At 62.6% G+C, this 23,570-nt stretch carries 17 protein-coding genes; 5 read left to right on the top strand and 12 right to left on the bottom strand.

Going from position 1 to position 23,570, the window contains the following annotated elements; genetic code table 11:
• Window positions 1-52: 52 nt before the first annotated feature.
• The 4 genes from RBA40_RS27605 to RBA40_RS27590 all read right to left on the bottom strand — a co-directional run bounded on the left by RBA40_RS27605 (window position 53) and on the right by RBA40_RS27590 (window position 6,345).
• Window positions 53-1,429: an efflux transporter outer membrane subunit gene (locus RBA40_RS27605; RefSeq protein WP_306651586.1), complete on the bottom strand. Its 1,377-nt coding sequence runs from the start codon at window positions 1,427-1,429 to the stop codon at window positions 53-55.
• Window positions 1,426-2,625 (bottom strand): HlyD family secretion protein, encoded by a 1,200-nt coding sequence (locus RBA40_RS27600; protein WP_306651584.1) that lies wholly within the window; start codon window positions 2,623-2,625, stop codon window positions 1,426-1,428. Before RBA40_RS27600 ends, RBA40_RS27605 begins: the two co-directional genes overlap by 4 nt.
• A gap of 3 nt (window positions 2,626-2,628) precedes the next feature.
• Window positions 2,629-4,305, bottom strand: coding sequence for an MFS transporter (locus RBA40_RS27595; protein WP_306651582.1), 1,677 nt, complete (start codon window positions 4,303-4,305; stop codon window positions 2,629-2,631).
• Window positions 4,306-4,479: 174 nt separating this feature from the next.
• Window positions 4,480-6,345 carry a phosphoenolpyruvate carboxykinase (GTP) gene (locus RBA40_RS27590; RefSeq protein WP_306651580.1) on the bottom strand — a complete coding sequence of 622 codons (1,866 nt, stop codon included), beginning with the start codon at window positions 6,343-6,345 and terminating at the stop codon, window positions 4,480-4,482.
• 377 nt (window positions 6,346-6,722) lie between these two features.
• On the opposite strand from RBA40_RS27590, the gene RBA40_RS27585 reads away from it, so the two are divergent.
• Window positions 6,723-7,715, top strand: coding sequence for a D-2-hydroxyacid dehydrogenase family protein (locus RBA40_RS27585; protein WP_306651579.1), 993 nt, complete (start codon window positions 6,723-6,725; stop codon window positions 7,713-7,715).
• A 30-nt stretch (window positions 7,716-7,745) separates the two neighbouring features.
• Here RBA40_RS27585 and RBA40_RS27580 read toward each other — a convergent pair whose 3' ends face one another.
• Window positions 7,746-8,510, bottom strand: coding sequence for an L-asparaginase (locus RBA40_RS27580; RefSeq protein ID WP_306651577.1), 765 nt, complete (start codon window positions 8,508-8,510; stop codon window positions 7,746-7,748).
• A 151-nt stretch (window positions 8,511-8,661) separates the two neighbouring features.
• Between RBA40_RS27580 and RBA40_RS27575 the strand changes: the two genes are divergently transcribed.
• Entirely contained in the window at window positions 8,662-9,147 is a 486-nt protein-coding gene (locus tag RBA40_RS27575; RefSeq protein WP_306651576.1) for an asparaginase domain-containing protein, read from the top strand.
• A 135-nt stretch (window positions 9,148-9,282) separates the two neighbouring features.
• On the opposite strand, the gene RBA40_RS27570 is transcribed toward RBA40_RS27575, so the two are convergent.
• The 3 genes from RBA40_RS27570 to RBA40_RS27560 form a co-directional block, all read right to left on the bottom strand.
• Window positions 9,283-10,179 (bottom strand): recombination-associated protein RdgC, encoded by an 897-nt coding sequence (locus RBA40_RS27570; RefSeq protein ID WP_306651574.1) that lies wholly within the window; start codon window positions 10,177-10,179, stop codon window positions 9,283-9,285.
• A 282-nt stretch (window positions 10,180-10,461) separates the two neighbouring features.
• Window positions 10,462-11,535, bottom strand: coding sequence for a DNA polymerase IV (dinB, locus tag RBA40_RS27565; protein WP_306651572.1), 1,074 nt, complete (start codon window positions 11,533-11,535; stop codon window positions 10,462-10,464).
• A 150-nt stretch (window positions 11,536-11,685) separates the two neighbouring features.
• Window positions 11,686-12,363 (bottom strand): TetR/AcrR family transcriptional regulator, encoded by a 678-nt coding sequence (locus RBA40_RS27560; protein ID WP_306651570.1) that lies wholly within the window; start codon window positions 12,361-12,363, stop codon window positions 11,686-11,688.
• A 298-nt stretch (window positions 12,364-12,661) separates the two neighbouring features.
• On the opposite strand from RBA40_RS27560, the gene RBA40_RS27555 reads away from it, so the two are divergent.
• Together RBA40_RS27555 and RBA40_RS27550 are read left to right on the top strand one after the other, a co-directional pair.
• Window positions 12,662-13,573 (top strand): lipase family alpha/beta hydrolase, encoded by a 912-nt coding sequence (locus RBA40_RS27555; RefSeq protein ID WP_306651569.1) that lies wholly within the window; start codon window positions 12,662-12,664, stop codon window positions 13,571-13,573.
• Window positions 13,574-13,583: 10 nt separating this feature from the next.
• Window positions 13,584-14,501, top strand: coding sequence for a lipase secretion chaperone (locus tag RBA40_RS27550; RefSeq protein ID WP_306651567.1), 918 nt, complete (start codon window positions 13,584-13,586; stop codon window positions 14,499-14,501).
• 91 nt (window positions 14,502-14,592) lie between these two features.
• Here RBA40_RS27550 and RBA40_RS27545 read toward each other — a convergent pair whose 3' ends face one another.
• Window positions 14,593-16,416: a S8 family serine peptidase gene (locus RBA40_RS27545; RefSeq protein WP_306651565.1), complete on the bottom strand. Its 1,824-nt coding sequence runs from the start codon at window positions 16,414-16,416 to the stop codon at window positions 14,593-14,595.
• A gap of 222 nt (window positions 16,417-16,638) precedes the next feature.
• Here RBA40_RS27545 and RBA40_RS27540 point away from each other — a divergent pair, with 222 nt between their 5' ends.
• Window positions 16,639-16,812 (top strand): hypothetical protein, encoded by a 174-nt coding sequence (locus tag RBA40_RS27540; RefSeq protein WP_306651563.1) that lies wholly within the window; start codon window positions 16,639-16,641, stop codon window positions 16,810-16,812.
• 796 nt (window positions 16,813-17,608) lie between these two features.
• Here the strand turns inward: RBA40_RS27540 and RBA40_RS27535 are convergent.
• The 3 genes from RBA40_RS27535 to RBA40_RS27525 all read right to left on the bottom strand — a co-directional run bounded on the left by RBA40_RS27535 (window position 17,609) and on the right by RBA40_RS27525 (window position 23,536).
• Window positions 17,609-19,426, bottom strand: coding sequence for a S8 family serine peptidase (locus RBA40_RS27535; RefSeq protein WP_306651561.1), 1,818 nt, complete (start codon window positions 19,424-19,426; stop codon window positions 17,609-17,611).
• An 808-nt stretch (window positions 19,427-20,234) separates the two neighbouring features.
• Entirely contained in the window at window positions 20,235-22,454 is a 2,220-nt protein-coding gene (locus RBA40_RS27530; RefSeq protein WP_306651559.1) for a TonB-dependent receptor, read from the bottom strand.
• A 206-nt stretch (window positions 22,455-22,660) separates the two neighbouring features.
• Window positions 22,661-23,536 carry a helix-turn-helix domain-containing protein gene (locus RBA40_RS27525; RefSeq protein ID WP_306651557.1) on the bottom strand — a complete coding sequence of 292 codons (876 nt, stop codon included), beginning with the start codon at window positions 23,534-23,536 and terminating at the stop codon, window positions 22,661-22,663.
• Window positions 23,537-23,570 lie beyond the last annotated feature (34 nt).

The following is a 23,570-nucleotide window of genomic DNA, read 5'->3' as shown; positions in this document are numbered from 1 at the left end:
GTGCGCTACATCAGGCATGCGCCACGCGTGCCGTACTGGCTGCGCAAGCGTGTTACTGCGCCCCCGCGCTCCAGCCGCCGCCCAGCGCGCGGTACAGCGCCACCATATTGTTCGCCTGGTTCTGGCGCAGCGTCACCGCGTTGAGCTCGGTCTGGTACAGGTTGCGCTGCGCGTCGAGCACTTCCAGATACGAGGCATAACCGGCCTGGTAGCGGTCCTTCGCAAAGTCCAGGGTGCGCGCCAGGATGTCGCGCCGCTTTTGGGCATGCTCCATCTGCGTTTGCAGGCGCGTTACGCCGGCAAGGGCATTTTCCACTTCGCTGAAGGCTGTCAGCACCACGCCGCGATAGGCAAACGCCGCCTGGTCGCGCTGCGCCGTGGCCACGTCGACCTGCGCGCTCAATCGCCCGCTTGAAAACACGGGCTCCAGCACGCTACCGCCCAAACTCCACAAGGTCAGCGGATCGTAATCGCGCCCGTTGGTGAGCAGGCTGCCGAACTTGGCGCTGATGGTCACGTGCGGCAGAAAATCGGCGCGCCGCACCGCCAGGTTGACGTCGCTCGCAGCCAGCAGCAACTGGCCCTGCGCCACGTCGGGCCGGCGCGCCAGCAGGCTTGATGGCAGCGCGGCCGGCACCGGCAGCACCGGCAAATCCTGGAAGCGCCGTTCGCGCAGCACCTCGCCGGGCAGTTCACCCGTCAGCACGCGCAGGCTGTTCTCCTGGCGGCGGATGGCCAGCTCCAGTTCGGGAATGGCTTGCAGCACCGATTCGTTTTCGGCCTGCGCCTGCGTCAGCTGCAGCTGCGAGGTGTAGCCCACGCGCGCCTGGTCCGACGCAAGGCGCAGCGCTTCGGCGCGCGAGGCGGCAGTCGCTTTGGTGATCCGCAGCTGGGCGTCCAGCACCAGTAAACCCACGTAGGCCTGCGCCGTGCTGGCCGCCACCGACAGCGCCACGCCATCGCGTTCGGCCTGGCTGGCCTGGTACTGCAGCGAGGCCGCGCGCGACTGGTCGCGCAGGCGGCCGAACAGGTCGAGCTCCCAGCTGGCTTGCAATTCCGGCTGCAGCGAGCGCGAATTGACCATCCCCGCGCCGGCCGGCGTGCGCGCGGCAGCGCCGCCCAGCACCGCATTGATGGCCGGCAGGCGCGCCGAATCGGCCACGGTCACGAGCGCGCGCGCCTGGTCGACCCGGGCCAGCGCTGCCAGCACGCTGGTGTTGTGCGCGAGCGCCGCTTCCACCAGCTTCGTCAGGGTCGGGTCGCCAAAGGCGCGCCACCATTGCGCATCCACCGTGGCCTGCCCGGCCGGGCCATCGCGCCAGGCCTCGGGCGGCGTGACTTTCGCGAGCGGCGGCGCCGGACGCAGGGCCGGCATGCAGGCACTCAGGCCGCAGGCGACGCCCGCAACCAGGACGAGGCGCCGCCTCACGGCTGCTGCTCCGCCGCGCCGACGGTATCGACCTTGACGATCACCGACATGCCGGGCCGCAGGCGCCGTGCCAGCTCCTGCTTGGGATCGATGGCAATGCGCACCGGCAGGCGCTGGACCACCTTGGTGAAATTGCCGCTGGCGTTATCGGCGCGCAGCACGGAAAATTCCGAGCCGGTGGCCGGCGCGATCTGTTCAATATGCCCGCTCAATGCGGCGCCGTTGAAGGCGTCCACGGTGAACGTGGCACGCTGGCCGATGCGCATTTTCCAGGTCTGGTTTTCCTTGAAGTTCGCCACGATCCACATGGTGTCGGGGACCAGGAACAGCAGCTGCGATCCGGCCGTGACGTACTGGCCCAAACGCACTGACGCTTCGCTCACCTGGCCGTCGCGCGGGGCCTTGACGAGCGTGTTGGACAAGTCGATTTTCGCCAGTGCCAGCTGCGCTTCGGCCGTCTTGACCTGCGCCTCCAGGCCACCGCGCGAGACCGTGGTGGCCTTGACGGTTTCTTCGGCAATGGCGATATCGGCCTTGGCCTTGAGTACATTGGCGCCGGCCAGCTTGGTCGTCATGCGCACGCGGTCGCGCTCATTGAGCGATACCGATCCCTTGGCCGCCAGTTCCTCGACCCGTCCCAGTTCGGCCGCGGCGCGATTGCGCTCGGCCTGCACCGCCACCAGCGTGGCGCGCGCGGCGCCGCCACGGGCGCGGTTCTGGGCCTGGGTCTGGGTGAAGTTCTCCAACGCCGCGAGCGCGCCGTCGCGCTGGGCCTCGGCTTGTTCCACGCGCGCCTTGTAGATACGGTCGTCGATGCGCAGCAGCGGCTGGCCAGCCTTGACGAACTGGAAGTCCTTGACCAGCACTTCGGCCACATAGCCATTGACCTGCGGTGCGAGCACCGTGATCTGCCCGCGCACGTAGCCGTTGTCGGTCTGGACCAGGGTGCTGTTGAATGGGCCGAGGCGCCACGCCCACATGATCAGCACGATGCCGATCAGCGCGACGACGGCCATCAGCACCACGGTCCACAGCTTGGGCTTGATGTACTTGGGCGGCGTCTCGGGTGCCGCGGGCGTCACCGGCGCGGCCGCTGGCGGAACCGGGGCTGCGGTATTGCTGGAGTCGCCCGGCACCGGCGGGTTGGCCTCGTCGGGAGAGAGTTCGCTGCGCGAAGGAGGAAGTGGATTGGTCATGGTTTATCTGGCAGGGGCGCCCGCGGGCGCCTGGTTAAGTAAGGCTGCTGCTTCGCGCTTCTGCCGGCGCGCAAGACGCACGGCGATGATCAGCGACCAGCCGAGGAACAGGATGGCGACCACGCCGCTCAGGGCAAAGACATCGTTAAATGCGAGGACGTTGGCCTCGCGCCGGCTGATCTGGGCCAGTTGCCCCACGCCCTGGGCGGCGCGCAGGGCGGGATCGGTGTTCACGCCCTGGTAGATCTGCTGCTGCAGGCGCAGTCGCTGGGCGACGACCGGATCGGCCGGATTGAGCTGGGCCACGATCTGGGTCGAGTGCACATGCTCGCGGTGCAGCTGGTAGGTACTGAGCGCGGCTGCGCCGGCGAAACCGCCCAGGCTCTGCGTCATCGCCAGCATGACGACGAAGGTGACCACATGGTCGGCGCCGAATTTGAGCGCCTGCATGATGCCGATCATGACCATCGGTCCCATGAACATGCCTGCGCCTACCGCCACCAGAAACTGGCTGACGAAAAAATCGTGTGGGCGGTCAAGGCTGGTGCGGCCGTAATCGAGCCAGGCGGCTACGCCGAACAGCACGATCGAGAACAGGATTTGCGGGATCACGGTCTTCGGGCTGAAGGTGACCGCGCTGGCGACCATGCCGCAGATGGTCCCGGCCAGGATGACGGCGAACAGCGGCTGCATCTGGTCCGGCCCCATGCCGAGGGTGCGCAGCAGGCCGACCGCGCCGTAGGTCTGCTCGGACGTCAGAAAGCGGATCAGGAAGGCGCCGATCATGAAGCGGATGGTGGGCCCCATCATCAGCCAGCGCGTCTGGATCAGCGGATTGGCGCGGTGGTGCTCGATGAACAGCGCGATCGTCATCAGCACCACGGCGGCGATCAGCAGGTACGCCAGCCAGGGCGTGTCGAACCACCAGCGCGTGAAGCCCTGGGCCAGCACGGCGACGATCATCGCCACCGCCGGCGCCACCAGCGCGAAGGTGACGAAATCGAGCGGCTCGATCACCTTGATGTGAATCCCGGGCGGCAGCTTGAGCACCACCACGGCAGCGAGCGAACATAGCGCCAGGCCGGCCTCGAACAGGTACAGGTTGTGCCACTGGCCCATGTCGAGCAAGGCCGGCGACATCAGCCAGGCCAAGGGTGTCGCGATCTGGGCGATGCCCACCCCGAGCACCAGCATCTTGCCGGTGTATTGTTTGGGCGCGGCCTGCAGCATGTAGAGCATGGCCAGGGTGCTGGTGGTGGCGCCGGCCAGGCCGCTGACGGCGCGCACCAGGACGGCCGTCTCGAAGCCGCCCACCAGCAGGTGCAGCAGGGTGACGAAAGCGTACAGCGACAGGCCGATCTCGGCGAACAGGCGCAGGCCGAACTGCTGGCGGAACTTGAACACCATCAGGTTCGACGTGACGTTGACCATGATGTAGGCGGCCGGCAGCCAGGCTGCTTCGGCCGCAGTCAGGCCCAGGGTGCCCTGGATGGCCGGCAGGTTGGCCGAGACCAGCGCATTGCCCAGGCCGCCGGTAATGCCGACCAGCAGCGCCACGCAGGCATAGGCAAAGCGGATGTGGGGCGGATGCCAGGGCATCGACGCCGAACCCGGCATGGTGGGTTTTTCGTGTTCTTCCCAGGCGGGAGTCGGTTTCAGGTACTGGGGCGGTGCTGCCATGCGGGCGGACTCCGGGCGACGGGCCGGCGATGTCGGGCGCCTCGGCTCCGGGATTGATAACGGGAAAATTATAAGATAAATAAGCAGCCGCTGTAGCACGATGGCCACGGGAAGCGGGCGGGCGAAAAAAAAGCGCGTCCGAAGACGCGCTTTTTCCATCCGGTCGACGCCGGCTTATGCAGCCAGGCGCTTCTCGAGCGTGGCTTTGGTCTCCACCAATTCTTGCGGCAGGTGATAGGCCAGCTTCTCGAACAGCTCATTGTGCAGCTTGAGCTCTTCGTTGAAGGCGTCCTTGTCGATCGAGGTGATGGTATCGAACTGCTCTTGCGTGAAGTCGATGCCGTCCCAGTTCAGATCGCCGAAGTTCGGGGTGGTGCCGAACATGTTCTCGGTGCCGCCCGCCTTGCCTTCGATGCGTTCCAGCATCCACTTCAGCACGCGCATGTTGTCGCCGAAGCCAGGCCAGACGAACTTGCCTTCGGCGTCGGTACGGAACCAGTTCACGCAGTAGATCTTCGGCAGTGCGGCCGGGTTCATGGCTTCGATCTTCTTGCCCATGTTGAGCCAGTGCTGGAAGTAGTCGCTCATGTTGTAGCCGATGAACGGCAGCATCGCGAACGGATCGCGGCGCACGATGCCCATCTGGCCGGCGGCGGCAGCGGTGGTTTCCGAACCCATGGTCGCGGCCATGTACACGCCTTCAACCCAGTTGCGCGCTTCGGTCACCAGCGGCACGGTGGTCGAACGGCGGCCACCGAAGATGAAGGCCGAAATCGGCACGCCTGCAGGATCGTCCCACGCCTGGTCGATGACCGGGTTCTGGGTCGCGGCCACCGTGAAGCGCGCGTTCGGATGCGCGGCCTTGGTGCCGGACGCCGGGGTCCAGTCCTTGCCCTGCCAGTCGATCAGGTGCGACGGCGCTTCCTTGGTCAGGCCTTCCCACCAGACGTCGCCATCGTCGGTCAGCGCGACGTTGGTGAAGATGGTGTTCTCGTTCATCGAGGCCATGCAGTTCGAGTTGGTGCGGGTGTTGGTGCCCGGCGCCACGCCGAAGTAGCCGGCTTCCGGATTGATCGCGTACAGGCGGCCATCGGCGCCCGGCTTGATCCAGGCGATGTCGTCGCCGATGGTGGTCACTTTCCAGCCGCCGAAGCTCGCTGGTGGAATCAGCATGGCGAAGTTGGTCTTGCCGCAGGCCGAGGGGAAAGCGGCTGCAACGTAGTGCTTCTTGCCTTCGGGCGATTCGACGCCGAGGATCAGCATGTGTTCGGCCAGCCAGCCGGTGCCGCCGGCCTGGGCTTCCTGGTGGCCCATGTTCGAGGCGATACGCAGCGCGAAGCACTTCTTGCCGAGCAGCGCGTTGCCGCCGTAGCCGGAACCGTAGGACCAGATTTCGCGGGTTTCAGGGTAGTGAACGATGTATTTGGTCGGGTTGCATGGCCATGCGACGTCTTTCTGGCCAGCCGACAGCGGTGCGCCGACGGTATGCACGCAAGGGACGAACTCGCCGTCGGTGCCCAGCACGTCGTACACGGCCTTGCCCATGCGCGTCATGATGCGCATGTTGACCGCCACGTAAGGCGAGTCGGACAGCTCGACGCCGATGTGGGCGATCGGCGAACCGAGCGGACCCATCGAGAACGGCACCACGTACAGGGTGCGGCCGGCCATGCAGCCGTCGAACAGGCCGCTCAGGGTGGTGCGCATTTCCGCGGGAGCCATCCAGTTGTTGGTCGGGCCGGCCTGCTCTTTGGTTGCCGAGCAGATGTAAGTGCGGTCTTCCACGCGCGCCACGTCCGACGGGTCGGAACATGCCAGATAGGAATTCGGGCGCTTTTCAGGGTTCAGCTTTTTCATCGTGCCGGCGGCCACCATCTCGGCGCACAGGCGGTCGTACTCGTCTTGCGAGCCGTCGCACCAGTAGATGCGGGCCGGCTTCGTCAGGGCAGCAATTTCGCTGACCCAATTGATGAGCTTTTGATGTTTGATGTAAGCTGGGACGTTCAGTGTTGCAACGCCACCCATAACGGGCTGATTCATAGTACCTCCAATGCCAATAAGAATTCTTTCTTGTCCCGGCACGGCAGGATCGTCGTCAGCGTTTCAGCTTGCGCTCAAGAATCCATTCCCAAAGAAAGGTTCGGCGATACGGCGGTCATGTCGACAACCTCGATGACGGCAAGGTTGGTGGAACGGTAGTGCGGGGACGTGAGACGGTCCGGGACGCGGTCAAAACACGGTCCGGGGAGGGGTCAAATCCCGAAATTAGGGGGCGATTGTACACCCGCTATTACCTGTTTTAAATGCTCTAACATCAAAAATGTAGGAATAATAGTTGACTAATGTAGTAGGCTATTTCGAATATTCTGGATCGTGTTATTTACCTACGAAGATTTATTTAACTTCTGCCATCTCCCATGAAAATAGCTATTCTTGACGATTACCAGGACGCCGTCCGCCAGCTCGACTGTTTCAAACTTCTCGACGGCCACGAGGTCAAGGTTTTCAACAGTTCGGCCCGTGGCGCGGGGCAGCTGGGCATCCGCCTGGCCTCCTTCGATGCGCTGGTTCTGATCCGCGAACGCACCGTGTTTCCGGCCGCATTGCTGCAAAAACTGCCCAACCTCAAGCTCATTTCGCAGACCGGCAAGCTGGCCGGCCATGTCGATGTGGCGGCGGCCACGGCGCGCGGCATAGCGATTGCCGAAGGGGTCGGCTCGCCGGTGGCCCCGGCCGAGTTGACCTGGGCCCTGATCATGGCGGCGAGCCGCAAGATCGTGCCCTACGCCAACAACTTAAAGGAAGGTCAGTGGCAGACCGCCTCGGTCAATCCGCTGCTCAACGGCTTGGGCAGGACGCTCAAGGGCCGCACCCTGGCGCTCTGGAGCTACGGCAAGATCGGCCGCATGATCGCGGGCTACGGCAAGGCCTTCGGCATGAAGGTGCTGGTCTGGGGCGGCGAGGCCAGCCGCGCGGCGGCGGTGGCGGACGGTTTCGAGGCGGCGTCGAGCCGCGCAGCCTTGTTCGAGCGCGCCGACGTGCTGAGCCTGCATTTGCGGCTGGCCGACGGCACCCGCGGCATCGTCACCGCCGACGACCTGGCGCGCATGAAGCCGGACGCGCTGTTCGTCAATACCAGCCGCGCCGAGCTGGTCGCAACCGACGCACTGGAAGCGGCGCTGCGCCTGGGACGTCCGGGCAACGCGGCCATCGACGTGTTCACCAGCGAGCCGCTGGCGCCCGATGCGCCGCTGCTGCGCATTCCGACGGTGCTGGCTACGCCCCATATCGGCTACGTGGAAAAGGATAGCTACGAGCTGTATTTCCAGGCTGCGTTCGAGAATGTGCTGAACTTCGCGAACGGCGCGCCATCTAACATTTTAAACCCGGAAGCATTGCAGAAAGCGTGATGCGGGCGGGCGCTGCCGGCCCCTGCCCTGTTAGGACGGTTCGCGCAGCCTGCGCTCGCCGGTGATGTCGATCGGCGGCGCCGGCACGACATGCGCGCGCGTCCACAGGCCTGCCCAGCCGGGCGGCCAACCCAGCGCCGGGCCATCGTACGCCGGCAGACTGGCGCGCACGGGTACCACCGGCACGGGCGGGGCTTCCGGCAGGCCGCCGGCGCCGGGGCGCTCCATGTTCAGGCTGTACATATAGCCGGGGAGCAGGATCTTGCACGCGCCCTCGAACCACGCGGTGTGGTCTTCGTCGCGCCCGAGCGCCTGCGCCAGGCCTTGCGGGTCGAAGCGCGCGAGCGCGGTAACCAGTTCGTCGGTGGTGGCGCCCGGCGAATCGCCCCAGCCCATCACCGGGTTGACGTTGTAGTCGGCGCCGGAGCCGTACCAGCCTTCGCGCCAGGGGCGCTGCATCCAGTCGCGCTGGCCGGTGAACAAATGCCAGCGCCAGTGCAGGCCCGATGGCTTGGGCCAGGAATAGAGATACAGTTTTTCGTAGCCGGCCTGGTGCAGTGCACGCACCATGGCCATCAGGCGCGCGTGCGGCATGCGGTCGGGCGGAGCGCGCCGGAACAGGATCGCTTCGCCATCGGCGTGCTGCACGTCGTCGGTGGACAGGTTCAGGTCGAGTGTGCGCGCTTCGCTGCCGAAGCGCGCGGAGATCCAGCCGGTAAGCAGGTTGACGTGCGTGATGACGCCATAGCCACGATGGCGATGGAAAATAACAGTTCCTGGGGCAAGGGCTTTCATGGCTTCTTGGTGGACAAAAAAATGAATGTACTCATGCACAGACAACAATTCTAACGCACTGGCAAGTGGAGCTGGCCAGTTTGCGCGCTTCGACATCGCCGACACTACACGTTATCATACGGCACCTTCTTCTTTCGAATTCCAGATCATTATGAGCTTGCGCATCATCGCCACCGGCGGCACCTTCGATAAACATTATGATGAACTGACCGGTAAGCTCGGCTTTGCGGAAAGCCATCTGCCTGCCGTCCTGGCGCGCACGCGCATGACGGTACCAGTTGAACTGGAGCAGCTTCCCCTGCTCGACTCGCTCGACATGCACGACGCCGACCGCGCGCGCGTGCTGGCCAGCTGCCAGGCGGCGCCCGAGAAGGCGATTGTGATCGTGCATGGCACCGATACGATGCCGGAAATGGCCGCCGTGCTCGGCGCCGCCGCGCTCGGCAAGAGCATTGTGTTGACGGGCGCAATGATTCCGTACGAGATTGCGAATTCGGATGCGCTGTTCAACCTCGGCTGCGCTAGCGCCGCCGCGCAAATCTTGCCGCCGGGTGTGTATGTGGCGATGAACGGGCAGATTTTTACGTGGGATAACGTAACCAAGAATCGCGCGGCCGGGGTGTTTCAGCCGCTGTAAAAAACGGGAGCGAGACCGTACTACCACTGGCCTTGAGAACCGGCGTTGGCGGGAATGACGCCTCGTCAGCAAACGGTCACACGGTATGAGGACCAGGCAGGACCGGGCCCGCCGAGGCAGCCCGTCCGCGTCCCATTACGCCTTCGCTTCCCCGCCCAGCGCTTCCACCAGCTCGGCCATCAGCTTGGCCAGCTCGCCCGTCATCAGCATCATGTCGTTGTCGAAGCGCTCTTCATCATTGCGCGTGCTCGTGTCGCTTTCCTTGATGACGTCGAGCGGCTTGATGCCCTTGATCGCCAGCGATTCGGTCAGCACGAACGAAATCTTGTCGTCCCACGTCATCGCCAGGCGCGTGCACTGCTTGCCTGCCGCGATGTGACGGCGGATATCGTCCACTTCCAGCGCGTGCTTCACGTAACGCACGGCCGCCTTGCTCTCGCCGGTGGCGCGCAGTTCGGTATCCTGGTCGATCGTGAAGCCTACCGGCGCTTCGTCGGTTTCCAGCCATGCCGTCATCACGGCCACGGGCGAGCGCTGCACGCGCAGGCTTTCCAGCGGCATGCGGTCGACCGCTTTGAGCAGCAGCTTGATGACTTCGTCGGCCTTGGCCGGGCTGGCGGCGTCGACCACCAGCCAGCCGTTGACCGGATCGATCCAGGTGAAGGTGTTGCTGCGGATGCTGAAGGCGCGCGGCAGCAGTTCATCGGCCACGCGCTCCTTGAGTTCCTTCATGGCTTTCTTGCCCGGTGCAAAGCCCTGGGCTTCTTCCAGCTCGGCCGCCTTGGCCTTGGCCACCTGGTTGATGACCGACGATGGCAGCAGCTTCTTTTCGGTGCCCAGCAGAATCAGCATCTGCTTGTTGACGGTGTGAACCAGCATGCCGTTATTGCGCGGCGAATCCCAGCCCTGGCGCAGCAATTCGTTACTGGTGGCCGGAACAAAACTCATGGGCGCCAGCGCCGCTTCGAGTTGCTCAGGAGTGAAGGCCCACGGTGCGGGAAGACGGTAAATCTGAAGATTCTTGAACCACATTGTGCTTTACCTTGTTTGAGTCAGTATTTACAGCGGGGTGAAGCAGGAAGTCGCGGCAAACCGCTTTCACTCCCTGCGTAACGGCCTGCCCACGAGAGCCTGGCGTTGACTTAAGCGCCGTCTCCCCCGCGCCGGCGGGGGGCCATAGCACCGATGATCAGCAGTGCTATGGATTCCCGCCTGCGCGGGAAAGACGGTTTTATGGTCGCCGGCAGCTCCAACCGTGGAAGCAGGACTTGCGTCATCCCAGCGACAAATCATCTGTGCGAAGGGAACGACATTTTACACGTCCGCATCGGCGAACAGGCTTAACTGTTCGAGGTTTTCGGCCTCGCCCAGGCGCACCCCGACGCCCAGCAGGCGCACAGGCTGCTTGCCGCGCGCATAGCCGGTTTCCATCAGTTTGGCGTATTGCCCCATGTGTGGCGCGGTGCCAACACATTCCACGGTGGTCTGGTGAAAATCGGCGAATTTGAGTTTAACGAACAGCTTTTGCACGCTTTTCTGGGCCCCGGCACGGGCAATGCGGGCGTTGAGGTTGTCGAACAGTTCCGGCAGCAGGGCGATGCAGGCCGGCAGGTCCGGCACGTCCGGCGTGTAGGTTTCCTCGACGCTGACCGACTTGCGTTCGCGCTCGTTGCACACGGCGCGGTTGTCGATGCCGCGGCACAAATCGTGGAGGCGCGTGCCGAACGTGCCGAAGTGGTGTTGCAGTTCGAGCAAGGTCCACGTGCGCAGGTCGGCGCAGGTTTGCACGCCCAGCTTGTTGAGCTTGGCGGCGGTGACCTTGCCGACGCCATGCAGTTTCTTGACCGGCAAGGCGGCGACAAAGGCGTCGACCTCGTCCGGGCGCACCAGCCACAGGCCGTCGGGCTTGTTCCAGTCGCTGGCGATCTTGGCCACGAACTTGTTGGGCGCCACGCCGGCCGACGCGGTGATGCCGACGGTATCGAAGATGCGCTTGCGGATTTCCTGCGCGATCAGGGTCGCGCTGCCTTTGCAGTGGGGCGAGTCGGAAACGTCGAGATAGGCTTCGTCGAGCGAGAGCGGCTCGACCAGGTCGGTGTAGTCGCCGTAGATGGCCAGGATCTGGCGCGAAGCGATGCGGTATTTCTCCATGGCCGGCGGGATGACCACCAGGTCGGGGCACAGCTTGAGGGCCTGGGCGGTGGCCATGGCCGAGTGGATGCCGTAGCGCCGCGCTTCGTAGTTGCATGTGGCCACCACGCCGCGCTGGCCCGGCTGGCCGCCAACGGCCAGCGGCACCTCGCGCAGGGCGGGATTGTCGCGCATTTCGACGGCTGCGTAGAAGCAGTCGCAGTCGCAATGGATGATTTTTCGGGCTGGGGCGTTCACGCGGGCTGGTGTGCCCGGATAAGGGCAACTACTGTAATTGCATACAGTATTCACTGAAATGGGATTTGTTGCAAGTTGGAAGGACGCAGGGAGACGCGCTCGCGCGTCGCTCGCGCTAGCCCGTCGTTCCCGCTAGCCCGTCGAGGGAGCCTAACTCAAGTGGCTGCGGATCATCGCCAGCGTGCTATCCGCAAAATCATCCACATGCACCTTGGCCGCGCGGTACTTCCAGCGCTTGATATACCAATCCTGGAACATCGCCACGATATGCGCCGCCAGCAAGTCCGGCTTGCCGGACGGCACCGGCGTGAGCTGGCTGATCATGTCGGCAATTTCAGCCTGGATCGACAACTCCGAATTTTTCGCCATGCCGCGCTGCTCGAAACTGAGCACGCGCGAATCCATGTACACGAAGTAAAACCACGGCTGCAAAATCTCGGACAGGTAAATCGTCGCCCGCACCAGCGATTCGAGCCGCTCCAACGGCGCCTGCACATGCTGGAACATGCGCGGCAATTCCTGGCTGGCATGCCGCACCACATCCTCGATCATTTCCGCCAGTTGATCCTTGCTCTCGATGTAGCCGTACAGCCCGCCCATCGACAAGCCCGTCTCGCGGCACAGGTCGCGCAAGCTCATCGCGCGAAAGCCGACCTCGTTGGCCAGGCGGAAGGTGGCGCCGAAGATTTTTTCCATGTTTTCCAGCGCCGGCTTGCGGCGCTTGACGCCGATCCGCTCGGCGTGGTGGTCAACAATGTAGGCCCAGATCGTGTCGCCGTTGAGCGGCGTCATCTTTTCAAACTGGGCAAAGTCGAAGCGGGTGGACACCAGCGTTTCCATATGTGCATCTACCGCTAGAGTTGGTTTCGGGAATGATTATAGCTCGTTAAAACGACACATCAATTCAATGGGCAAAAGAACACCTCCAGATGCTGCACTGCGCGATGCTTTATCCGAAAGCCAGTGCTACATTAAAAAAACCGAGCGCTCGCTCTAATTCGTATTTTTCTCTTGCAACAGCTGGAAGCAAGGGTGGTCGCCCGGTAGCCGGAGGAATGCCCAGCTCGCACTGTGCAACTCCAGTTCCAGTAATCGACTTCAATCAAAAAACCATTATGGAGACAACATGAAGAATCGCTTTTGGAAGTGCCTGTCCGTTTTTCTCATCGCTATCCTCGTCGTTCCCACCCAGGCCCTGGCCGCGGGTTACACGCAAACCAAATACCCCATCGTGCTCGTGCACGGCCTGTTCGGTTTTGAGAAACTGGGGCCGATCGAATACTTTTACCAGATCCCCACGGCGCTGCGCAGCGGCGGAGCACAGGTGTTTACCGTCACCGTCTCGGGCGCGAACAGTACCGAAGTGCGCGGCGAACAATTGCTCTCGCAAGTGAGGCAGATCATGGCCGCCACCGGCGCCGCCAAGGTCAATCTGATCGGCCACAGCCATGGCGGACCGACCGTGCGCTACGTCGCCTCGGTGGCGCCCAGCCTGGTCGCCTCGGTCAGTTCGGTGGCCGGCGTGAACAAGGGTTCGGCGATTGCCGACATCCTGACCGGCAACGCCCCCAACGTGGGCAATGCGCTGGCCAACGCGGTGGCCGCGATGATGGACTTCCTGTCGGGCCGCTCGGGCTTGCCGCAAGATGGCGAAGCCGCGCTCAACTCGCTCACCACGGCCGGCTCGATCGCCTTTAACAAACGTCATCCGCAGGGCGTGCCGACGAGCGCGTGCGGCGAAGGCGCCAACCATGTCAACGGCGTGTATTACTTTTCGTGGAGCGGCGCCAAGCCGTACACCAATATGTTCGACGCGATCGACCCGTTCATGGCGCTCACCGGCCTGGCTTTCGGCGGCAAGAACGATGGGCTGGTGAGCAGCTGCTCAAGCCGCCTGGGGCGCGTGATCCGCGACGACTACGCCATGAATCACCTCGATGAAGTGAACCAGTTCATCGGCATTGTCAACCTGTTCGAAACCAGCCCGGTGACCGTGTTCCGTCAGCAAGCGAACCGCCTGCAGGCGCTCGGTCTGTAAGGAGGCCGCCATGACCGCACGCACGCAATGGAAAAGGTTCGGTGCCGGCGCCCTGGTGGCCGGCGCGCTGTACTACGCTTATCCGAAGCCGGAGGTGGCCGCCGTGGCGGCAGCGCCGCCGCAGTCGGATCCGTTCGCGTTCGTGCGCTCGATGGAAGGCACCAGGCCGGACGGCGAGGTGCGCCAGAGCGCCGAAGGCCAGCTGGTGGTCGATGCCGAACTGGGGCATCTGTTCGACTACTATCTGGCCGGCCTCGGCGAGAAGGATTTGCAAGCCATCCGCGCCGAAATCGAGCGCGAGCTCGATCGCCGCCTGGCGCCCGGCCCGGCGGCCCAGGCCAAGCGCCTGCTGACCAGCTATCTCGATTACAAGCGGGCCCTGGCCGATGCGGAAAAGTCGCTGGTGCCGCTGGCCGACCTGGCCAAGGCGGGGCGTGCGCGGCTGGAACTCAAGCAGCGCCTGCGTCCGCAGTTTTTCAGCGCCAGCGATGCGGCCGGCTTGTTCGGTGCCGGCGACGCCTACGATGCCGACGCGCTGGCGCGGCTCGACATCGAGCAGAACGGCACGCTGACGCCGGCCCAGCGCGAGCTGCAGCTGGCAACGCTCGACAAGCGCATGCCAGCGACGCTGCGTGAAGACCGCGAAGCGCCGACCAAGGTAATCCGGACCGAAGCGTCGGTGCAGAAGCTGCGCGAGCAGGGTGCCGGCGACGACGAGGTGTACCGGCTGCGGGCGGCCGCGTTTTCGCCGGATGCGGCCGGCCGGCTGGCCGAGCTTGATCGGGAAGAAAACGCATGGAAGGGACGCATCAAGACTTATCTGGCGCAGCGGGCCAACCTCGGCGCGGTGCCGGAAGCGATGCTGCAGCAAGTGCGCGACCAGCATTTTTCAGCGGAGGAGCAGCGCCGGCTGGGCGCCTACGAGTAGGGAACGTCGACGATCGATAAAAAAAGGGGACGAGTGGCAAGCCACTCGTCCCCTTTTTCATGCAGCGGCCAGGCCGCTGCATGAACTTACATTACCACGACAGTTTCAGCGAGTAGGCGCCGCTGGTTGCGCCCGTGCCGCCGCTGTAGTACTTCACGCGCACATAACGGGTGAGCGTGGCGGTACCGGTGTTGGTGGTGCTCAGGCTGTCGGCTACGCCGGCGCCGTTTTCACTCATTGCCACCTGCGTCGTGCCCGTGCTGTTGTAGGCATACAGATCGTAGTCGGCGGTGGTGCTGCCGATGGTCATTGTTGCCGTCAGCGTTTTGCCAGCTGGCAGTTGAACAGCGAAGTAGTCGGAGTCGGTGCTCGTACCCATGTTGCCCTTGACCAGCGTACCGCTGACCGTCACCGCATTGGCCGACGTGTACGCGTTGTTCGACTCGGTTTCATTGATGGTGGTGCCGGCTGGCGGCGTGGTGCCACCGGTGACCGACTTCACGGCAGCCAGCGCATCGACGATACCCGTGCCGCAGCTGTTGCAGGTTGCCGGGAAGGCGCGTGCGGTCGACTTCAGCTTGCTTTCGATTTCATCTGGCGTGAGGGCCGAATTTTTCGACAGCATCAGCGCGGCAACACCGGCCACGTGCGGGGTCGCCATCGAGGTACCGGCGTAGTTGGCGTAGTTGTCGGCGCCTGGAGCACCGGTGCCGGCGTTCAGGGTCGACAGGATCAGGCCGCCGGTGTCGCCACCAGGTGCCGCCACGTCGATCAGGGTGCCGTAGTTCGAGTACGAAGCGCGGCCGCCGGCTTTCGTGGTTGCGGCGATCGCGATGACGCCCGAGCAGTTCGCCGGGCTCGATCCACTCACGTTCACATTGTCGTTACCAGCGGCGACGATCACCACGGTGCCGCGCGAACGGGCGCCGGTGATGGCGTTCTGGGTCGTGGAGTCGCAAGCGCCACCGCCGCCGAGCGACATGTTGATCACTTTCGCCTTGTTGGCATTGACCGGCACGCCGGCGACGCTGCCGCCCGATGCCCAGGTGATGGCGTCGGCGATGTCGGAGGTGTAGCCGCCGCACTTGCCCAGCACGCGCAGTGGCAGGACCTTGGAATTGAATGCCACGCCGGCGACGCCGAGACCGTTGTTGGTCTTGGCGGCGATGGTGCCGGCCACGTGGGTACCGTGCCAGCTCGACGGCTGAGCCCGCAGCGGCTTGCCATTGCCGCACTCGCCGGCGGCGACGGCGTCGCCCGTATCGCTGGCATCACTGTCGCGGCCATTGCCGTCGTTGGAGATGAAGGTGTCGGTGATGAAGTCGTAGCCGCCGACGAACTGGCCGGACAGGTCGGCGTGCGGACGGAAGCCGGTATCGAGCACAGCGACGACGACGCCGGTGCCGGTGGCGATATCCCAGGCTGCCGGCAGGCGCAGGCCGCCGGTGGTGTCACCGTAGTGCCACTGCTCCGAGTAACGCGGATCGTTCGGGGTGAACAGCGGGTGCATGATGCGGTCCGGCTCAGCGTATTCGATGCTGGTATCGCGCTCCATCAAGTCCTTGGCGATGGCTGCCACGTCCTTCACGTCCATTTTTTTGTCGAGCTTGAGAATCTGGGCGCCGTTGGCGGTGGTGTGCAGCGCCTTCATGGTCAGGCCGAACTGTTGGCCGGAACGCTGAACGATGGCCAGGCGCGCCTGGCTTGGGCCTGCCATGAGGGCGGCACCCGGCACGGCAGGGCCGGTCGCCTTGTATTTGACGATCATGCGGTCGGTGGTCGTGGCAGCAGGCTGGACCGTTGCGTTCATGTCCAGATCGCCCACGCTGGCGTGTGCGAATACCGGGCCGGCCGTGATCACGGCGGCGACACAAAATTTCAAAAAGGATGGGTACTTCGATTGCGAATGCTTCATTGTCGTTCCTTAAGTTTTCCGATGAACATTTTATAAAGGAGAGGTGGCTGCGTTTAGCTGTCGCCCTTCCAGTGTCTCCACGTTGTTCTGCAACGTAGCCCCGCCTTTTGTCGGCGAGCGTTGTACATTACTGCGATTCATGACCAATTTTGGAAATTTCCAACAGGATTCGGCTGTTTCGCAACACAAAAAGCCAAAAATTTTTCCTAAAGCAAAGTAAATTTGGCAATTATTGCCTTTTTCCAAATGCAAACCAGTTCATTTCTGTCTATTTCTGAACATTTGATTGAAAAATGTCTAAATATGAACAGTTTTTTAGAGGAAATGAACCTTGCGACTTCCGGAAAACAACCAGATGGGATGAATGATTCAGAACAATTTCCTGTGCTACCGTGAATATGCTGTAGACCGTGGGAATCGGCTGAAAGTTCGCGTGGATGCATATACAAGATCTGGTTTTTTGACGGAATCGCGGTGTCGATATGCAAATGAAAAAAAAGCGACGAACATGCGCGGCAAAGCTTTTTTTCCCTCTGTATTCCCTATGATGGGAGCGCTTTTTCCGGAAAAAAACCGGGTATTGCAGACACGAGCTCATCCACTATTTCGGCGCCGCGTCCCACATGCTGACATGGTGGCGGCCTACTTCACCCCGGTCTTCGATCCGACAGCTTGGGCACGAAGTTGTCCTAGCAGAGTTAAGCGTCGTCCTAGCTGTTAATCAGATATTTCAGACAGAAGCTCATCAAGATTCGTGCTCGCGGGCGATCGGGATAGGGGCGCCTCTGCTGACTTCTCGCTCCGGGTTGCCCCGTCGTCCTTTCAGACATGAGGCGAGATCTCCCCAGGTAAGAACGCACTCCTTCCCTGCGCAACCGCCGGATTTACGCTGCTTCGCCTTGACCACAAGAGCTTCACGGTTTTATGCCCGTTCGCCCTGCCCGGCAGCGCCTTTTATCCGATTCTTGTCCATCGGCTCGCAGTTTCGCTCCGTGCCGTGCCGCATGCGGCACGTTTCCACACTCGGTCACCCTCGTGCAGTTGCGCTTCACTTCGCCCACTGTGGTCAGCTCGCGGCGGGACTTTCACCCACAAGAGTGCGCCCATGCTGGGCGCACATAAAAAAGGGGACGAGTGGCAAGCCAGTCGTCCCCTTTTTTATGCAGCGGCCAAGCCGCCGCATGAACTTACATTACCACGACAGTTTCAGCGAGTAGGCGCCGCTGCTTGCGCCTATGCCGCCGCTGTAGTACTTCACGCGCACATAACGGGTGGTGGTGGTGGTACCGGTGTTGGTGGTGCTCAGGCTGTCGGCCACGCCGGCGCCGTTTTCACTCATTGCCACCTCCGTCGTGCCGTTGCTGCTGTAGGCATACAGATCGTAGTCGGCGCTGCTGCTGCCGATGGTCATTGTTGCCGTCAGCGTTTTGCCAGCTGGCAGTTGAACAGCGAAGTAGTCGGAGTCGGTATCCGTACCCATATTGCCTTTGACCACCGTGCCGCTGACCGTCACCGCATTGGCCGACGTGTGTGCGTTGTTGGTTTCCGTTTCGTTGATGGTCGTGCCGGCTGGCGGCGTGGTATCACCGGTAACCGATTTGACGGCAGCGAGCGCATCGACGATACCCGTGCCGCAGCTGGTGCAGGGGGCCGGGAAGGTGCGGACGGTCGACTTCAGCTTGGCTTCGATGTCATCCGGCGTGAGGGCCGAATTTTTCGACAGCATCAGCGCGGCAACACCGGCAACGTGCGGGGCCGCCATCGAGGTGCCGGCCGAGTTGGCGTAGCTGTCGGCGCCTGGCGCGTTGGTGCCGGCATTCAGGGTCGAGAGGATTAGGCCGCCGGTGTCGCCACCAGGGGCCGCCACGTCGATCAGGCTACCGTAGTTCGAGTACGAAGCGCGGCCGCCATCTTTCTTGGTTGCGGCAATCGCTATCACCCCCGAGCAATTCGCCGGGCTGAAGCCACTCACGTTCGTGTTGGAGTTACCTGCCGCGACGATCACCACGCTGCCGCGCGAACGGGCGGCGTTGATGGCGTCCTGGGTCGTGGTGTCGCAAGCGCCGGGGCCGCCGAGCGACAGGTTGAGCACTTTCGCCTTGTTGGCATTGGCCGGCACGCCGGAAACGGCGCCGCCCGATGCCCAGGTGATGGCATCGGCGATGTCGGAGGTGTAGCCGCCGCATTTGCCCAGTACGCGCAGCGGCAGGACCTTGGCATTGAATGCCACGCCAGCGACGCCGAGACCGTTGTTGGTCTTGGCGGCGATGGTGCCGGCCACGTGAGTGCCGTGCCAGTTCGAGTTGCGCTGCGGCTTGCCGACGCCGCACTCGCCGGCGGCGACGGCGTTGCCCGGATCGCGGGCATCGCTGTCGCGGCCATCGCCATCGTTGGCGGTGGCGAGGTCGGTGACGAAGTCGTAGCCTGGCAGGAACTGGCCGGCCAGGTCGGCGTGCGGACGGAAGCCGGTATCGATCACGGCGACCACGACGCCGCTGCCGGTGGCGATATCCCAGGCCGCAGGTAGGCGCAGGCCGCCGGTGGTGTCACCGTAGTGCCACTGCTCGAAGTACATCGGATCGTTCGGGGCGAACAGCGGCTCCATCATGCGGTCCGGCTCGGCGTATTCGATGGTGGTATCGCGCTCCATCAAGTCCTTGGCGATCGCTGCCACGTCCTTGACGTCCATTTTCTTGTCGAGCTTGAGAATCTGGGCGCCGTTGGCGGTGGTGTGCAGCGCCTTCATGGTCAGGCCGAACTGCTGGCCGGAACGCTGGACCACAGCCAGGCGCGCCTGGCTTGCGCCTGCCATGAGGGCGGCACCCGGCACGACCGGGCCGCTGCTCTTGTACTTGACGATCATGCGGTCGGTGGTCGTGGAGACAGGCTGGGACTTGGCAGTCAGGTCCAGATCGCCCACGCTGGCGTGTGCGAATACCGGGCCGGCCGTGATCACGGCGGCGACGCAAAATTTCAAAAAGGATGGGTACTTCGATTGCGAATGCTTCATTGTCGTTCCTTTAGTTTTCCGATGAACATTTTATAAAGGAGAGCTGGCAGCGTTTCGCTGTCGCCCTTCCAGTGTCTCCACGTTGTTCTGCAACGTAGCCCCGCCTTTTGTTGGCGAGCGTTGTACATTACTGCGATTCATTACCAATTTTGGAAATTTCCGACCGGATTTGGCTGTTTTGCAACACAAAATGCCAACAATTAATCTGTGAGCAAAGTTAACTTGGCAATGTTTGCCATTTTCCAAATGTAAGTTTGCCCATTTTTGTCTATGTCTGAACATTCGACTGATAATTGTCTAAAAATGAACAGTTTTTACTAGGCAATGAACGTTGCTGTTTCCGGAAAACGACGAGATGGGATGAATGATTCAGAACAATTTCCTGTGCTACTGTGAATTCGCTGTAGACCGGAATCGGCTGAAAGTTCGCATAGATGCAGAGACAAGATCTGGTGCCTTGACCGGAGCACGGTGCCGAAAAGACAAGCGAAAAAAAAGCCTCGAGCATGCGTGGCAAGGCGTTCTTTCACGCTGTTTTCCCTCTGACGGCAGCTTTTTTCGTGAAAAAAGCCGGCGTATTTCAGTCACGAGCTCATCCGACATCCCGGCGCCGGGACATGTCGACGTGGTGGCGGACTACCGTGCCTCGGTCTGCAATCTGACAGCTGGGCCAGAATTTCTCTTACATTTGATAAGCGTAATCCTATATGTTAATAAGACAATTCAGACATGCGTTCATCAAGGCTCTGTGCTTGCGGGCGAAAAAAAAGCCGCGATCGCTCGCGGCTTGCGTAACACTCGGCAACGCTTAGAAGTTGCCCTTGAACTGCACGCCCCACAGGCGCGGTTCGTTGGTAAAGCCGGTCAGGTTGTTGAAGTCGATGCCGCCGACAATGCGTTCAGTGCCGGTGATATTGCGGCCATACGCGGCCACTTCATACTTGCCGCCATCCCAGGTGTAGCCCACGCGCAAGCCGCCTTCGACCAGCGGTTTGCCGGTGAATTCTTTCGCTTCGTACAGGAAGAAATTAATCTTGCTGCGGTACGCCCAGTCGGTGAACACGAACATCTGGCCTTCGCCCAGGTCCATCGAGTAACGCGCGGTGCCATTCGCGATCCACCTTGGCGCCTGCGGCAATGGATTGCCGTCGATGACGACGCGGCCCGCCGCATTGAGCGGGTTGGTAATTGTGCACTGCGCGCACTTGTTGACCGACAAGCTGGCGTCGCGGATCTCGGTGAAGTTGTAGCTGCCGCCAAGCGATACCTTGAAATTGCTGGTGACGAAGCCCTCAAAGTCGAGCTCGGCGCCACGGCCGTTGGTCTTGGCCGCGTTGATCAGGCGATTGACGTTGGAGTTGCCGCCGACCACGGTCAGCTGCTGGTTCTTGACCTGGTAGTCGTACACGCTGAACGCCACGCGCGCGCGCCGGTTCAGCAAGTCGGCTTTCACGCCCGCTTCCACCGAGGTGATGGTTTCGGCGTCGGCCACGGTGATCGGCACCGATGCCGAGGCCGTCGCGATACTCGGCGCGCGAAAGCCCGTCGCCACGCGGGCATACACGTTGACATCCTTGTTCAGCTTGTAGGTGCCGCTCAAGTCCCAGTTGGCCTTGTTGCTGCTGACGCCGACCGCAGCCGGTCCGATCTGCACCACGTTGACCGCCGACACGGTGTTGAAGTCTTTCTTGTCGTTGGTGTAGCGCAGTCCGCCGCGCACCGTGAAGGCGTCGCTGAAGGCATAGTTGACCGAACCGAACGCCGCCCAGGCGCTGTTTTCCTGGTGGCTGGCCAGGTGCGAGGTTTGCGCGCCGGTCGTGCTGTTGTAGTTGTTGGAAAAGCCGTTGGCATCTTCGTTGTAGTAATACACGCCAGCCTGCCAGTTCATCGGGCCGCTGTTCTTGGACTCGACCCGGAATTCCTGGCTGTATTGCTTGACGTCGGCGATGCCGCCGGCGGTTTCAACCTGGAATGGAATCACGCCCGGGCCGCTTGGGACGCCGCCGTCGATGTCGCCGCGGCTCAGGTAGTGGTCCACGCCTTCGTAGCCGGTGATCGAGTACAGCTTGACCGCGCCTAGGTCCCACGACAGGCGCACGTTGGCGCCGTTGGTGCGCAGGGCCTGGAAGTTCAGGCCGTTGTTGGCGATCTTGTCGGCGTCGAAACCGTCGACCAGCTCGTTCGTGCCTTTTTTGATGATATTGGCGCGGAACAGGCGCGAGCTGCCCGTGGTCGAACGCTGGTGCGCATTGAACAGGGCATTGAAGCCGGCGCCCGGGTTGTACAGCACTTGCAGGCGTTCGGCATGCTCGTTGTAGCCTTCGAGCGCGTCTTCCTGCCCGGTGAAGGTATTGTCGACGAAATCGTCGCGGTGCTGGCGCAGGGTCGAGAAGCGCGCTGCCCATTCTTTGCTCAGCGGAACGTTTACGGCGCCATCGACGTTGACCGTGTTGTGGGTCGCAACGGAAGCGTTGTAGTAGCCGCCGAATTTGTCGAGCTTCGGTTTTTCCGATTCAAACTTGACCACGCCAGCCGGGGTGTTGCGGCCGAACAGGGTGCCCTGCGGACCGCGCAGCACTTCCACACCGGCCAGGTCGAAAATCGGGAAGCCTTTCAGGATCGGGTTCTCTTGCACGACATCGTCGTAGATCAGCGACACCGGTTGCGAAGCGAAGGTGTTGAAGTCGGTGTTGCCGTAGCCGCGGATGTAAAAGCGCGGGAAGGTGCGGCCGTTCGACGATTCCACGTTCAAGCTTGGCACTTTACCGGCCAGCACGCGAATGTCCTGGCCGCCGGAAACGATCACGTCGAGCTTCTCATCCTTGAGCATGCTGACCGACACCGGCACTTCCTTGATGTTCTCGGTACGGCGCTGGGCGGTCACGGTGACGGTTTGCAGTTCCGGAGCGGCTTGAGTCTGGACTTGGGCCTGGGCCATGGCCGACGCGATCGGCAGCAGTGCGGTCAGGGCCAGCACGGCGCCGTGCGCGCCGATAACGCGCTTGTGCATCTTGGACATCTTAATCATTCGAGTTCCCTGGAAAAAGTTGATGAAGCGTACGACGAAGGTATTCTTGTCTCCTGCTCTACTCTTTTTCTGGACGTTCTCGCATGCAGCAAACGCGCGCGGCGATGGACGCCGTCGGCACTGCATCTTGTCGATGTCTATGTTGCCGACCTGGTAAGACTGAAGGCGGTATTTTCTGTCATCACTGCTGTGAATGGCAAGGAAGTTCAGATACCGCGTGATCTTAACGCAACATTTTTTGCAATAAACCACGCTTTGCTGCGTTCATCGGCGGGAAAAAGCGATTCAATCCGCAATTCATGCACCGTCACATCGTGCGGCGTACCCATGGTGGTGATGGTGGTAAACACGTTCAGTTCCACGTCGTCCTTGCGGATCGTCAGCGGCAGGAACGGCAGCGCGCGGCGGTCGAGGTTGGGCGCGTGGGCGGCTGTGCCGATGGCGTCGATGCCGGGCATGGCGGCCAGTTCCGCCAGCAGGGTGGTCGCTTCGCTGCCGGGACCGTCGCCCATGGCTTCGCGCTGGATCCAGTGCAGCGCGTCGGCGCACACGGCTTCCCAGTTGACCAGATAGTGACGCAGGCCGGCGGGGTCGAGCATCAGCCTGAGCACGTTGAGCGCGCCGTTGCCGGGAATCGCCTGGCCGGGGGGCAGGCCGAGCAGCCAGCCGAACAGGTGGGCGGCGGGTTCGTTGTGGAGTTGGAGATTCCACAGGCGGTCGACCACCAGCGCGGGATACGGCGCCTGCTGCGCCAGCATGAAGTCGAGCGCTTGCCGCACCGAGGCCAGTTCGGGATCGGACAGGGTGCGCTCCTGGTAGGCGGGAGCGAAGCCGGCGGCCAGCAGCATGATGTTGCGCTGCCTGAGCGGCACGTCGAGCGCGACGCCGAGCCTGAGGATCAGTTCCTTGCTGGGCTGCGCGCGCCCGCTTTCGAGGAAGCTGATGTGGCGCTGCGAGACCTCGCTGACGGTGGACAGATGCAGCTGGCTATAGCCACGTTTGCCGCGCCAGTAGCGCAGCGCCGCTGAAAAATCACCGAAGTACTGATCGCGCGAGGGGGTCGGTTGACTTGGTGCTGGCATGGTGTTTTCCTGTTGTCCCGTATTCGATACCGTC

It is taken from the genome of Massilia pseudoviolaceinigra (genome assembly GCF_030846505.1).
Lineage (GTDB): Bacteria > Pseudomonadota > Gammaproteobacteria > Burkholderiales > Burkholderiaceae_D > Telluria_A > Telluria_A violaceinigra.
Note: the sequence above shows the minus strand (reverse complement) of the source record. Positions and strands in the feature narration are given on the sequence as shown.